The 13,895-nt window shown below is 64.2% G+C and carries 11 protein-coding genes; 7 read left to right on the forward strand and 4 right to left on the reverse strand.

The annotated features are described in order from the left end of the window. Position 1: 1 nt before the first annotated feature. Positions 2–1,003, reverse strand: coding sequence for an acyltransferase family protein (locus tag ACOOGG_RS17050; RefSeq protein WP_420437237.1), 1,002 nt, complete (start codon positions 1,001–1,003; stop codon positions 2–4). An 823-nt stretch (positions 1,004–1,826) separates the two neighbouring features. Here ACOOGG_RS17050 and ACOOGG_RS17055 point away from each other — a divergent pair. Beyond that, on the forward strand, positions 1,827–2,600 hold the full coding sequence (locus tag ACOOGG_RS17055; RefSeq protein WP_420437639.1) for an alpha/beta hydrolase family protein: 774 nt from the start codon (positions 1,827–1,829) through the stop codon (positions 2,598–2,600). A gap of 182 nt (positions 2,601–2,782) precedes the next feature. On the opposite strand, the gene ACOOGG_RS17060 is transcribed toward ACOOGG_RS17055, so the two are convergent. After that, entirely contained in the window at positions 2,783–2,914 is a 132-nt protein-coding gene (locus ACOOGG_RS17060; protein WP_420437239.1) for a hypothetical protein, read from the reverse strand. 108 nt (positions 2,915–3,022) lie between these two features. On the opposite strand from ACOOGG_RS17060, the gene ACOOGG_RS17065 reads away from it, so the two are divergent. Then, positions 3,023–4,792 carry a uracil-xanthine permease family protein gene (locus tag ACOOGG_RS17065; protein WP_420437241.1) on the forward strand — a complete coding sequence of 590 codons (1,770 nt, stop codon included), beginning with the start codon at positions 3,023–3,025 and terminating at the stop codon, positions 4,790–4,792. Continuing rightward, complete coding sequence (locus ACOOGG_RS17070) at positions 4,789–6,333, forward strand: carboxylesterase/lipase family protein (RefSeq protein WP_420437243.1); 1,545 nt, start codon at positions 4,789–4,791, stop codon at positions 6,331–6,333. The genes ACOOGG_RS17065 and ACOOGG_RS17070 overlap by 4 nt, the downstream gene beginning before the upstream one ends. A gap of 8 nt (positions 6,334–6,341) precedes the next feature. On the opposite strand, the gene ppk2 is transcribed toward ACOOGG_RS17070, so the two are convergent. Both ppk2 and ACOOGG_RS17080 read right to left on the reverse strand, forming a co-directional pair. Beyond that, a complete protein-coding gene (ppk2, locus tag ACOOGG_RS17075) occupies positions 6,342–7,187 on the reverse strand; it encodes a polyphosphate kinase 2 (protein WP_420437245.1) in 846 nt (281 codons plus the stop codon). 186 nt (positions 7,188–7,373) lie between these two features. Then, on the reverse strand, positions 7,374–8,480 hold the full coding sequence (locus tag ACOOGG_RS17080) for a hypothetical protein (RefSeq protein ID WP_420437247.1): 1,107 nt from the start codon (positions 8,478–8,480) through the stop codon (positions 7,374–7,376). A 109-nt stretch (positions 8,481–8,589) separates the two neighbouring features. Between ACOOGG_RS17080 and ACOOGG_RS17085 the strand changes: the two genes are divergently transcribed. The 4 genes from ACOOGG_RS17085 (at position 8,590) to rpsA (ending at position 13,888) form a co-directional block, all read left to right on the forward strand. Further along, positions 8,590–8,880: a hypothetical protein gene (locus ACOOGG_RS17085; protein WP_420437249.1), complete on the forward strand. Its 291-nt coding sequence runs from the start codon at positions 8,590–8,592 to the stop codon at positions 8,878–8,880. After that, positions 8,873–9,523, forward strand: coding sequence for an ANTAR domain-containing response regulator (locus tag ACOOGG_RS17090; protein ID WP_420437251.1), 651 nt, complete (start codon positions 8,873–8,875; stop codon positions 9,521–9,523). The genes ACOOGG_RS17085 and ACOOGG_RS17090 overlap by 8 nt, the downstream gene beginning before the upstream one ends. Continuing rightward, entirely contained in the window at positions 9,516–12,251 is a 2,736-nt protein-coding gene (polA, locus tag ACOOGG_RS17095) for a DNA polymerase I (protein ID WP_420437253.1), read from the forward strand. The genes ACOOGG_RS17090 and polA overlap by 8 nt, the downstream gene beginning before the upstream one ends. A gap of 167 nt (positions 12,252–12,418) precedes the next feature. Continuing rightward, positions 12,419–13,888 (forward strand): 30S ribosomal protein S1, encoded by a 1,470-nt coding sequence (rpsA, locus tag ACOOGG_RS17100; protein ID WP_420437641.1) that lies wholly within the window; start codon positions 12,419–12,421, stop codon positions 13,886–13,888. Positions 13,889–13,895: the final 7 nt, after the last annotated feature.

A 13,895-nucleotide genomic window follows, 5' to 3' on the forward strand; every position in this document is an offset into this window, starting at 1 on the left:
ACTACGCTGATAGCGCTGGAAGTGTCCGAGCCTGACTCTTTCGCCTTGCCGCCCAGCGCAGTACCGGCCGTTCAAGGAGGTACCAGGAGGCGGCTGTAGCCGCGAAGGTGAGGGCGAGGGCCAGCCAGAGGGCTATGTCAGAGCGGATCAACACGTAATGCCACAGGTAGAGCCCGAAGGACATCTCGGCGACCCGCAACAGGACCGAGTTCGCCAACCATACGGGGCCAGTCAGCGCGTACTGGACCGTGAGCGCACTGAGCGCCAGGGCTAGGAAACCGCCCCAGAAAATAGTTGTGCCCGTGACGTCGAATGCGGGGACCAGCATTAGTGCCAGCAGGGCCGGAACCGACCACTTCGCGAACCGCCACGGGGTGGGCTGAGCGACGGCCAGATAACACCCCACCAGAAGTGCCGCGGCGTTGGTGTCGGTCGCGTTGTATACCCAGCCCGGCGACATGACTTCGATCGCTGTTGCTCTCCAGGCAATAGCGGCCAGCGCCAGGCCTCCGACGACGAGGGTCCGATGCCTGGCTCTTAGTCCAGCGATGGCGAGCGGCCACAGCAGGTAAAAATGGACGATCACCGCTATGAACCAGGTGTGGGTCAGCCGCTCCAGGTCGAGCCCTTCGATTCGCGCATAGTTGGCGTAGAAGCCGAGCACCGCAATCAAGCGGGACCAGCCGATCCCTACTGCGACCATTGCGAGACAGACGGCCAGAAGGGCAGGAACCAGCCGGAGCACGCGTCTTCGATAAAACGAGCCCAGGTCGACCCGACCAGTCCGGTCCATCTCGGCACACAGCGAGCCGGTAACAACGTAGCCCGACAAGACGAAGAACAGGGTGACGCTGTAGTGCCCCGCAGGCAAGACGGCACTGTCGATGTGGTAAACGACCACTACCGCAATTGCTGCGGCGCGCAATCCATCGAGCGCGGGGACCCGCTGAATCGCACCCCCTAGTGCTGCCTTCGAAGCGCAGATCACCCGACGGTAACGCATTGAGCCTGCTCCTGTTGGCTGGACACTCTTCGTATGCTGCTTGGTTTAGCCGCTGTCGGTGGTGTTCCACCACCTAGCCAAAAGGCAAGAAACCTGTCTTAGATGCTTGACCACGGACAATGGTTATGATCGCTGCGGGATGCCCACCAGTATGGAAACCATCCGACGCATAGGGGTCACAATTACGGTTCTCTTGCTGCTGAGCCTGCTGTCCACCAGTGGCCGTGATGCCGTCGAGTCCCCGACTGCCGCCGAATTCGCGCGGCAAGTTGTGGAGACTACGGAGGCTCCTCGGATCGTGACCGTTCCCCCTGCGGCGACGGCTACCTCTGCGGCGACCGTTCCCCCTACGGCGACGGCTACCCCTGCGGCGACCGTTCCCCCTGCGGCTACGGCTACCCCTGCGGCGACCGTTCCCCCTACGGCTGCCCCTGCGGCTACGGCTGCCCCTGCGGCGACCGTTCCCCCTACGGCTGCCCCTGCGGCTACGGCTGCCCCTGCGGCTACGGCTGCCCCTGCGGCTACGGCTGCCCCTGCGGCTACGGCTGCCCCTGCGGCTACGGCTGCCCCAACGGTGGAGGCCGCCACCTCCCCGACCACCACTACAAAAACAACTCTGCCGCCACGCGATCCTCTGACATTCCAATCGCTTGACCGGATCAATTTGATCCGCGACTTCAGCGAGTATGCGTCCTCCGGTCGGTCCCGTTGGGAGCGGTCGGTCCCAGGAATCGAGCAGCTTCGGATTATTTCGACCGCGGACGGCGCCGAACAACCTGTCTTCTGGCTGGCTCCGAGCGGCGAACGCGATCAGCCCTTGTTGGTGATTTTGCACTCCTGGAGCACCTCGTACACCCAGCACGCCGGGATTCCCTTTGCCATGTGGGCCCAGGAAAATGGTTGGGCAGTTATCGTCCCTGAGTTCAGAGGAAGGAACGACAACGCCGACGCGGTTGGATCCGACTTGGCGGTCCAGGACGCGGTGGATGCGATCGACTATTCCGTCGCCCAAGCAGGGGTGGACGCCAATCGGGTGTACGTCGTCGGCTACTCCAGCGGCGGGATGATGGGACTCCTCCTTGCTGGGCGACACCCTGACAAAGTCAGCGCGGTCTCGGTTTGGGGGCCGCCGCATGATCTCGTGGAGTTCTTCGAGGATACGATGAGGAAGGGTCTGGGCTATGCCAGCGACATTTGGCGGGCATGCGGAGGCGACCCGAGGGCCGCCGGCTCGGCGCAGGATGAATGTCTGACCCGTAGTCCGGCGACCTACCTGGAGTCGGCCCGCGACCAGGCGGTTCCGATCTTCATCGCTCAGGGCATCCGGGATCAGTTCATGTCCCCGAGTGTGGGCGCAGAGGTGTTCAATCAACTGGCCGACCCCGCCGACCGCCTCAGCGCTGAAGAGGTGGAGTTCTTCGGTCGGGGGAGGGTTCCCGACCATCTGTCGATCACAGCCAAGACCTATTTCGGGGACGGAGACCCAGCCCCCGTATTCGCCCGACAGTCGGGTCGAGCCTTGCTTGTCTACTTCCAGTCAAGCCACGAAATGGTTTACAATGCGAGTGCACGGTGGTTCGCAAGCGATCCCCGCTAGCCAATTTCGCCCGGTCGAAAGGCACCGGTGCGAGTTGCCCCGCAAAGGTAGGTTAGGCCGATGTCAGTTCTGAGGAAGTGGCTCGTCGCCGGTTTGCTGGCGGCAGCGATATTGTTCACCGTCGTAGCGTGCAGCAGTGACGACCCGAGTCCAAGCGAGCCCGACACCCCGCAAGTCGGTTCCTAGACCTGAATCGCCGCGGTCACGGTCAGCGACGACAGCGCCAACGAGAACGCCGAGGCGGTTATCCTGACCCTCACTGGCGATACGGGTTGCAGGTTGGGCAGTGCAAGGGTCCATAGGCTGACCATCACGGACAATGACGGTGATGGCAATCCGCCCGGAATGGCAGCGGTTTCGGTAAGCGACGCGTAGGACTCCGAGCTTTGAAACGGCAGCCCAACCTGGCAAACATAGGCGCAGTGGAAAATGGCGACCCCGCGGGGCAACGGCACGTCCGGTTTGAGCCTGATGACAAACCGCCGGTGGTGCTGGCTGCGGGAATGGGGCTTCAGTTTGCGGTACTGAGCATCGCGGGCATCGTGCTCACGCCGGCGATCGTCATTCGAGCCGCGGGCGAAACCGATTCGTATCTGACTTGGGCGGTGTTCGCGGCGGCGATGGTCAGCGGCGTCAGCACAATTCTCCAGGCGGTGCGGTTCGGACGCATCGGCGCCGGGTATGTGCTGCTAATGGGCACATCGGGGGCCTTCATCGCCGTGTGCGTTACGGCATTGGTCGAGGGGGGTCCCGGCCTGCTGGCCGTGCTGGTGGTGGCTTCGTCGCTGTTCCAGTTCTTGCTTGCGGCGAGGCTCTCGCTGTTCAGGCGACTGGTCACGCCCGTAGTGGCCGGCACCGTGTTGATGCTCATCGCGGTGACCGTGATGCCGCTCATCTTCGACATGGTGAGAGCCTCGCCGCAAGACAGCTCCGACTGGAGCGCACCGACGAGCGCCCTCGTCACCATCGTTGTGGTGATCGCCATCGCCCTGAAGTCTGCCGGCGGCCTGCGCCTGTGGGCGCCCGTTATCGGCGTGGTGGCCGGCTCGATCACCGCGGTCGCATTCGGGCTCTACGACTTCGATCAGGTGGCCGACGCCGCCTGGGTCGGCGTGCCCGACAGCGCATGGCCCGGATTCGATTTCTCATTCGACTCAGCGTTTTGGAGCCTGCTGCCCGCGTTCGTGCTGGTCACGATCATCGGAGCGGTCGAGACCATCGGCGACTCGGTGGCCATACAGCGAGTGTCGTGGCGCAAGCCCCGAGCGGTGGACTACCGCGTGGTGCAGGGAGCGGTGGCTGCTGACGGCGCCGGCAATCTGCTGTCGGGGCTGGCCGGCACGATGCCCAACACCACCTACTCGACGAGCGTCTCCATAGCGGAGCTGACCGGCGTGGCGGCTCGCCGGGTGGGCGTCGCCATCGGCGCCATATTCCTCGTGTTCGCATTCTTGCCCAAGTTCTTGGCTCTGGTGCTCGCCATTCCCGAAGCGGTGGTGGCGGCGTATGTCACCGTTTTGATCGCGCTGCTGTTCGTAGTGGGCATGAGGATCGTCTCCGAAGAGGCCGCGGACTACCGCAAGGGTCTTATCGCAGGTGTCGCCTTCTGGCTGGGAGTCGGATTCCAGAACAACCTGATCTTCCCGGAATACCTGGAGGGGTTTGCCGGCGGCTTCTTGGAGAACGGCATGACCTCAGGCGGGCTCGTGGCCATCGTGCTGACCCTGTTCACCGAGGTCACCCAACCCCGCCGCCATCGGCTGAGCACCAATTTGGCGCTGGGGGAGCTTCCCCGCATCCAGGAGTTCCTCAACGCCTTCGCAACCCGCCATGGGTGGGCGACGCCGATGTCGCAGCGGCTCGACGCGGTCGCCGAGGAGACACTGGCTACGTTGCTCGGCGCCGAACAGGCCGGAGATTCCTCAGCCGAGCGAGCGCTGCGGGTCACCGCCAGCAAGCAGGATGGGCGGGCTGTGCTCGAGTTCGTGGCTGCCGCCCAGGGGGAGAACATCGAGGACCGCCTAGCAGTGCTCGACGAGCCAACAGCAGACCGGCCCGTCGAACGCGACGTCTCGTTGCGGCTGCTTCAGCACTACGCCACTTCAGTGATCCACCAGCAGTATCACGAGCTCGAGATCGTTACAGTCCACGTCAACCCGGCCAGCGAGGCGACCGAGGAGCGGCCCAAGTGATCACCGGCGTAGTTGAGACCACCCACGGGCCGATCGGGGGGACAGTTGTCGACACGCCTAGCGGGGCAGTGCGACAGTTCTTGGGGATTCCGTTCGGCAGGCCCCCGGTGGGGGAGCGGCGGTTCTGCGCCCCCGAGGCCGCGGAGCCGTGGGACGGAGTGTTCGAGGCCACTGCGTTCGGGCCTGATCCGATTCAGGCGGTCGACGGGCGGTTCACCGGGGTGATTCCGGGGACTAGCACAGAGTCGGTATCAGAGAGTTGCTTGGATCTGAACGTGTGGGTGCCGGCGGGAGCTGAGACTGGGTTGCCGATGATGGTTTGGGTCTATGGGGGTGCCTTTCTCACCGGGGGAAGTTCCTTTCCGCTGTACAACGGAGCGAGGCTGGCGGCAGAACAGCACGTGGTGGTGGCGTCGGTGAACTACCGGTTGGGGGCGCTGGGTTTCATGGACCTGCGGCAGGTCCCCGGCGGGAGAGGCACTACTCCCAACTGCGGTCTCCTAGACGTGCGGCTCGGGCTCGAGTGGATTGCGGCCAACGCGGCCAGCTTCGGCGGCGACTCGGCGATGTTGACCGCGTTCGGCGAGTCGGCAGGGGCCGGATCGATACTACACCTGCTCGGCTCACCGGGCATCTCAGAGGTGCTGAAACGGGCCATCATGCAAAGCCCCGGGGTAGACATGACCCAGTCTCCGGAGGTGGCGGCCAAGGTGGCCCGGGTCTTCATGGACCACGCCGGGGCAAGCGACATCGTGGAGCTGCGGCAACTCGATCCTGAGGCGGTGGTCGCAGCCCAGTCTCAGACAGTGGTGGACCTTCTCGCAGAAGTGGGGCCGATGCCGTTCCATCCCGTCGTCGATGGATCGCTCATACCGGCGAAGCCCTCAGAACTGCTCAGAACCTCGGCAGCCACCGACATCGATGTGCTGGTCGGAGCAACGGCCCACGAGCTGCGATTGTTCAAGCAGGAGCTGCCCACCCAAAGCTCCGAGCAGATCTTGCATGGGATGGTGAGCGGCTACATCGCAGAGAGAACCGGCGCCCAGCCCGCCGCCAGTGAGGTGGAGGCCGTGGTGGGGGAATATCGGCAAGCGGCCGAGGGCACTTCCTGGATCTCCGACTCCGACGTCTTGACTGCTGTCAATACTGATGTCTCCATGCGCGAGCCCATTCAGCGAATCGCCGGCCTCAGAGCCGCAGCGGGAACCCAGACCTACTTGTACGACTTCCGGTGGTGCTCGCTAGCCGACCCAGATCGGGGAGCGTTCCACGCCATCGACCTGCCCTTCGTGTTCGACAGCTTCCACGTAGACGGCTGGGGTGAGTTCATCGGCGCCGATCACACCGCTAAGGCGCTGGGCCGGGGAATGCGATCGGCATGGGCTGCCTTCGCCCGTTCCGGCGATCCTTCAACTGACGACCTCGGCTCTTGGCCCCGCTACGACCTCGACCAGCGCCTGACGATGATCTTCGACTCCAACTCGGCTCCGGCAACCGACCCATATCGCCAAGAGCGGTCCAGGTGGCGGCCAGCCACCTGAGAGGAACTTCAGTAGATCTCGGGGACGAAGGTTTGGTCGTCGAGAGGCGGGCGCACGTAGCCGGTGCGGTCTTGGCGCTTGGGGAGCTCTACTTCCTCCCAAGGCACCTCCTCGTAGGGGATCATCGACAACAGGTGCGCGATGCAGTTCAGCCGGGCCGCCTTCTTGGAGTCGGCGTTGACCACATACCACGGGGCCTGCTTGATATCGGTATGGGCGAACAGCGTGTCTTTGGCCTTGGAGAACTCCACCCACCGGGTGCGGCCTTCGATGTCGATCGGTGAGAGCTTCCAGCGCCTCATCGGATCGCTGATCCGATTGCGGAACCGGCGCTCTTGCTCCTCGTCGCTCACCGAGAACCAGTACTTGATCAAAATTATCCCTGACCGCACCAGCATCCGCTCGAACTCCGGGCACGACCGCAGGAACTCGCGGTATTCCTCCTCGGTGCAGAACCCCATTACCGGCTCCACCACTCCCCGGTTGTACCAACTACGGTCGAAGAGGATCATCTCGCCGGCGGCGGGGAGCTCGGCCACATAGCGCTGGAACCACCACTGGGTCTTGTCCCGGTCGCTAGGCGTGCCCAGCGCCACCACCCGCACTACCCGGGGATTCGTCCGCTCGGCGATCCGCTTGATCACCCCTCCCTTGCCGGCGGCGTCGCGCCCCTCGAAGATCACCACCACCTTGAGACCCTTGTGGCGGATCCAGCGCTGCAACCGCACCAGCTCCTCTTGGAGGCGGGCCAGCTCGCGTTCGTAGTCCTTCTTTTTGAGCTTCTTGCGGGGCTCGCCAGACGGCGTATCTGCTCCCGAGATTCCCAGAGCGTTTCCGCCAGGTTCCGGACTCATGTCTTGAGGGTAGTTCCAGCACCTTTTTCCGACAATTGGGCCAATTGATCGTGCCCGAGCCACAGCGGGAGACCCGACCAGCACATGGTTGTCCATGTCGCGTATCTCATCTCTCAACTTCGATAAAGACCGAAAGCTCACCATCACTACCGGGCGAGGCGACGAATTGGTAGCGGCCTTGTCTCTCTAGCGCAGGTTGGGCAAATCGGCCACATCCATCACCCGCAGCGACGGCGGGATATCTTCGACCACCTGGTTGTAGCGCAGGCCCATGGTGCCGTGGCGGCGGTATGCCGTGTCGATCCAGTTGGCGAAGCCGGGGTCATCGTCGGCCACGATGATGCGGGCCGTGCCGTCGGGCTCGTACACCGCGGTGTGCTTGTTGACCGTCACCTGGAGCCAGTCGTAGTCGAGCGACTCCTCCCAGATGTTGTTGAGCTGGAAGTTCCAGTAGTACGCGTCGATGGGCGGCACGTCGATCACCAGGGCTTGGCTGGGCGCCAGCGTCCAGTAGCCGTGGCGGAATAACTGGGTGGGGTCGCCCCACCCCCCGGGACCTTCCCGCTTCGGAAGGAACTCAAGGGTGTTGGGCCGCTCCTGGAACATGTCCAGCCAGTCGACGAATCGCCGGGCGATGCCGTGCACCCCAAGCGCAGCCCGGGCGAGGCCGTTCGTCAGGCGTTGCGCGCTCAGCGGGGGAGGTAGTTCGTCAGGACCGTTGAGGCACTCGATCTGGAGCTCGGAAGGACGCTCGGCGGTGCGGTCGAGGTAGAAGTTGCGGATGGCGATCTGATTGGTCTCGGGCGCAAGCCGGAGCCACCGCTGTCCGGGCTCAAGATGATCGGGCTCGTTGACGCTGGCGATCACGTCGACCTGCTCGCCGGGCTGGGGGTCGTTGAAGGCCAGAGCCCCTTGCCGGTCGGGTGGGGCCGACCCCACCGCAAAGCCGCCCGAAAACGCATTCAGGCTCAGGTAGTTGACCGTGCCCCGCGGCCCACGAATGCGGTAATCGAGAGCGCCGCTGATGGTGACACTTTGATAGAGGGCATCGGGGTTGTCACAGCCGATCTTCACGTTGTGGGGTATAGGCAAGATCTGGGTGTAGGCGGGGCCTTGATTCTCCAGGCGTCCGAGCTCTCCTCTGGTGAGGCGGCTCAGGTATCGGAAGCCCTCGAGCCGATCGAGGTCGTCGGTACTGTTGTCAAGGATGATCTGACCGGCTTCTTTCAGGTTGTCGCAGAAGTCGGCCCATGCCTTTCCGTTGACCGCGTTCTCCAGAATCTCGTCGCTCACCAGAGTCTCCCACTTAGGCCGTTATTGCTCATGGGGAGGCTAATGGAGCCACCGCATTATCGGACACCTGAAGCAGTGTGCTGCCGCGGAGGCTGGGTAGCATCGGCTCGTGACCCAGAGCAGGGTGGAACGCCGATTGTCAGATGTGGCCAACCGCCTGAAGCGATTCCGCGCCGACCTGGACGTGGCCGAGGAGCAGTGCCTTCACTTTGAGGACCTGGCCGAAGATGCCCGGCTGCGGGCGCTGGTCTCGGAAACTCCCGCCGCAGAACGCCAGCATCGCGACGCAGCCCGCCAAGCAGAGACCATGGCCCGGCACCGTGCCCGACTACAAGAGAAGATTCGCAGCTTGGAGGAGGAGCAGGACGATCTGCTGGACAGGTTCTACTCGGATGTCTGATCCATCAGCCCAGCCTGGCGGCACGGAGTCCTCCAATCCAGTGCGAATCGTGCTGGCCGAGGACGAGGCGATCATCCGCCTCGATTTGCGAGAAACCCTGGAGGAGGAGGGCTACCTAGTGGTGGGGGAGACCAGCCGGGGCGACCAGGTGCTGGACCTGGTGAGAGAACTCCGCCCTGACGTGGCCATCCTTGACGTGAAGATGCCGGGAACCGACGGCATCACCGCCGCCAGCCAGATCCGCGACGAGCGGCTGTGCGCCGTGCTGCTGCTCACCGCGTTCAGCCAGCGGGATCTGATCGCCCGGGCCGCAGACGCCGGTGCGCTGGCCTACCTGGTCAAGCCGTTCGAGCGGGCCGAGCTGGTGCCCGCGGTGGAGGTCGCCCTAGTGCGCTTCCAGGAGCTGGTTGAGCTCAACCACCAGGTGCAGCAAGCCGAGGCCATGCTGGAAGCCCGCAAGGCCATCGACCGGGCCAAGGGGCGACTCATGGATATCAACTCCATGTCAGAGGCCGATGCCTACAGCCACATCCAGCACCGGGCCATGAGCGAACGGCGTTCCATGGCTGATGTGGCCGCTGAGATCATAGAGATGAGCGCAGACCAGCTGAGAGCTCTCAGTGGAGACAGGGCCGATGGCTGAGCGGGATTCCGTCGCCCACGACTTGGGCACGGTGATGCTGGTAGACGGCAACTCACTGGCCTACCGGGCCTTCTTCGCTTTGCCCGAAGACATGACCACCGCCAGCGGGCAGGTGACCAATGCGGTGTACGGGTTCACCATGATGCTCATGACCCTGCTACGTGATCACCGTCCGGATCGGTTAGCGGTCGCCTTCGATCGGCCTGAGCCCACGTTCCGCCATGAGCGGATTACCAGCTACAAGGCCAACCGCCGGGAAACCCCCGACACCCTGCGCCAGCAGCTGGGGCTGGTACGCCAGCTGGTGAGCACCCTTCAGATCACCGCAGTGGACCACGCTGGAGTGGAGGCCGACGACGTGATCGCCACCCTGGCCACCCAGGCGCGCGACCGAGGTGACAACGTCATTATCGTGACCGGCGACCGGGATGCCTACCAGCTGGTGGAAGACCCCCACATTCGGGTTCTCTACAACAAGCGGGGCGTTTCCGACTATGCCCTCTACGACGAGGCCGGCATCGAGGAGCGCACCGGGGTGAAGCCGGCTGACTACGTGGCCTATGCCGCCCTGCGGGGTGACCCGTCCGACAACCTCCCCGGCGTCGACGGGGTGGGGGAGAAGACCGCGGCCAAGCTGATCAACGCCTACGGCGGGATTGAGGAGCTCTACCAGCACCTAGACGACCAGACTCCCAAGCTCCAGCAGAACCTGGGCGCGGCCGAAGAGCGGGTGAAGTTGAACCTGGAGCTGATGGAGCTGCTGCGAGACGTGCCCCTCGATGTTGGCGTGGACGACCTTGGTTTCGGCCAACCAGATGCCGCCGAGGTCAAAGAGCTGTTCGAATTCTTGGAGTTCAGGAGGTTCGGCGAATTCGTAGCCGACGTGTTGGACGTGGAACTGGACGGCATGGAAGACGGTGCCGGGGCGTTGGCGGTCACCGTTGACGAGGTATCGACCGCAGAGGCGGCAGCAGAGGCACTCACGGTGCTCGCGGCCAGCGCCCATCCGGTTGCTCTCTCCGCAGCATGGGGCAATCCCCTCGATCCGCGCCAACCCCACCGCCGCCAGTTGCTGGGCCTGGCTTTCTCGGCCGATTTGGAGGCTGGCAAGGCCGTGTGGCTGCCGGCCGACCTGCTGGAATCATCGGGACGCAGCGCGCTCGCCGAATACTTCGGCGGGGGTAACCGCTTCAGCGCTCATGACGCCAAGCCGCTCATCGTATGGCTGCTCGGGCAGGGGATCGACGCTGCCGGGCTGGTCTTGGACACCAGGATCGCCGCATATCTACTCGACCCGGCCAGCGGGCGCTACGAGCTAGGCGACTTGCTGCGGACCCATTCGATGTTGGAGTTTCCCGACGCCGATCAGCCCGACGAGGCCCGGCTTTTCGGAGAAGGCTCCGGCGATCCGGCAGACCCGTCGATGCAGGCCGGACTCCAGGCCTTGGCCGTCTCCCACTTGGCCGCACCGCTGTTGAAGGCTTTGGACGCCCAAGGACTTCGCCACCTCAACGATGTCATGGAAGTGCCGTTGGTGCGGGTGCTGGCCCGCATGGAGCATGTGGGCATCCGGGTGGATGTGGATGCCCTGACCCGTCTCCGAGACCAGCTGGCCTCCGACGCTGAGCGGCTTCGGGCATCGGTGATCGAGGCGGCCGGAGGGGGGAAGTTCAATGTGAACTCCTCCAAGCAGATCAGCGAGCTACTGTTCGACAAGCTGGGGCTCACTCCCCAAAAGAAGACCCCAGGCGGGGCCTACAGCACCGATGCCGCCACCCTGGAGAAGCTTCGCGGCGAGCACCCGGTTGTGGACGAACTGCTGGACTACCGCGAGGTGGAAAAGCTGCGGTCCACCTACGGGGAAGGGTTGGTGGCTGCGGTGGGGATCGAGCCCGACAACCGCATCCGGGCCACGTTCAACCAGACAGTGGCCCGCACCGGTCGGCTCAGCTCCGACGCCCCCAACCTGCACAACATCCCGGTCCGCACCGAAACCGGGCGGGTTTTCCGGGAAGTCTTCGTGGCCGATGTCGGCTGCGAGTTCCTGGTGGCCGACTACAACCAGATCGAGCTGCGCTGCATCGCCCATTTGGCCGAGGACCCCGGACTCATTGACGCCTTCGAGTCGGGTCAGGACATCCACACGTCCGTTGCCGCCCAGGTCTTCGGCATCGACCCCGGCGCGGTAGGGATCGAGGAGCGGTCCACCGCCAAGATGGTGTCTTACGGCTTGGCCTACGGCATGGAAGCCTACGGACTTGGGCAGCGGCTGAACATCCCTACCGGAGAGGCCGCGATAATTCTCGATGCCTATTTCGCGGCGTTTCCTGCGCTGCGGGAGTACATGGAAAAAACGGTGGCCGAGGCCCGTGCCCGGGGCTACACCGAGACCCTGTTCGGCCGAAGAAGGCGCATCCCCGAGATCAGCTCCTCCAATTTCCGGCTTCGCCAGGCAGCCGAGCGCCAGGCCATGAACGCCGGGATCCAGGGACTGGCCGCCGACATCTTCAAAGTGGCCCTGGTGAGGCTCGACCACGCCTTGGAAAACCGGGGGTTCGACAGCCGGATCATCCTCCAAGTGCACGACGAGGTAATCTTGGAAGTCCCCGAGGGCGAGCAAGACGCTGCGGCCGAGCTCACGGTGGAGACAATGGCCGGGGCCTGCCAGCTGAGGGTCCCCCTCGAGGTACACCTCTCTTCGGGGCGCACCTGGGCTGACGCCAAGTAGCCCAACGCGATGGAGGCTGTTAGCATCAATCGGCCGGTTCAGGCTGCTGTGCCGCGCCCTTTGAACTATCCATCTCCTCCCGTGAGGCTCAATCCAACGTGTCCGACCCCGCTACCGCCCCACCCGCCCCGCCATCGGCCACCGCCGTGCTAGACACCCCCGACGGCGTGGGAACTTTTGACCCCGAGGGCAACTACGTCCCCCGTCAGATCACTGATCACGACATCGAAGAGCAGTTCTTGGAAGACGCCTACACCGCCACCATGGTCCAAGTGGAAGACGGCCAGATCGTCTCCGGCAAGGTGGTCAAGGTGGATCGCGACGAGGTGCTGCTGGACATCGGCTTTAAGGCAGAGGGAATCATTCCGTCCCGTGAGCTGTCCATCCGCAACGTGATCGACCCCAGCGAGATCGTCACCCTCGGGGAGGAGATCGAGGCTTTGGTCCTCCAGAAGGAGGACAAAGACGGCCAGCTGATCTTGTCCAAGAAGCGGGCCCAGTACGAGCGGGCCTGGGGCAACATCGAAGAGGTCAAGGAGAACGAGGGCACCGTCACAGGCCCGGTGATCGAGGTGGTCAAGGGCGGCCTGATCGTCGACATCGGCCTGCGGGGCTTTTTGCCCGCCTCGCTGGTGGAGCTGCGCCGGGTTCGCGACCTCCAGCCTTATATCGGCCAGACGCTGGAAGCCAAGATCATTGAACTGGACAAGAACCGCAACAACGTGGTCTTGTCTCGCCGAGCCTGGCTGGAAGAGACCGAGAAAGAACAGCGCGAGGCGTTCCTGGACAATCTCAAGCCGGGCGAGCGCCGCACAGGTGTGGTCTCCTCAGTGGTGAACTTCGGGGCGTTCGTGGACTTGGGCGGCATGGACGGCCTCGTGCATGTGTCCGAGCTGTCGTGGAAGCACGTCGACCACCCCAGCGCAGTGGTGCAGGTGGGCGACGAAATCGAGATCCAGGTGTTGGAAGTGGATCTCGATCGGGAGCGCATCAGCCTCTCGCTGAAGGCCACTCAGCAAGATCCTTGGCAGGAATTCGCCTCCAGCCACCAGGTGGGCGAGCTGGTGTACGGACGGGTCACCAAGCTGGTGCCGTTTGGCGCCTTCGTCCAGGTGGGCGAGAGTATCGAGGGCCTAGTCCACATCTCCGAGATCTCCTCCCACCACATCGACTTGCCCGAACAGGTGGTCACTCCGGGCGAGGAGCTGTGGGTGAAGATCATCGACCTGGACGTCAACCGGCGCCGCATCAGCCTGTCGATCAAGCAGGCGGCCGAGGGCGGCGTGGTGGCCGCCGAGTTCCAGGAGCACTTCGGCGAGCACGCCTACGACGCCGAGGGCAACTACATCGGAGCGGTGAACGAGGAAGTTGCCGCTGACGAAGACGAAGCCTGGGCCCAGTACTACTCCGAAACCGGCGAAGCCATCGCTCCCGAGCCCGGGGCTGGAGAAGCCGCCGTCGAAGCTCCCGCTCCCGAGCCCGGGGCTGGAGAAGCCGCCGTCGAAGCTCCCGCTCCCGAGCCCGGGGCTGGAGAAGCCGCCGTCGAAGCTCCCGCTCCTTATGAGGAAGGCCTACTCGACGGCGCCCAAGGCGGCGGCAACCAGCCTCTCGAAGAACCGGCGGAAGAGCCGGCTTAATCTTTGC

It is taken from the genome of Candidatus Poriferisocius sp., from assembly GCF_965214065.1.
Lineage (GTDB): Bacteria > Actinomycetota > Acidimicrobiia > Acidimicrobiales > Bin134 > Poriferisocius.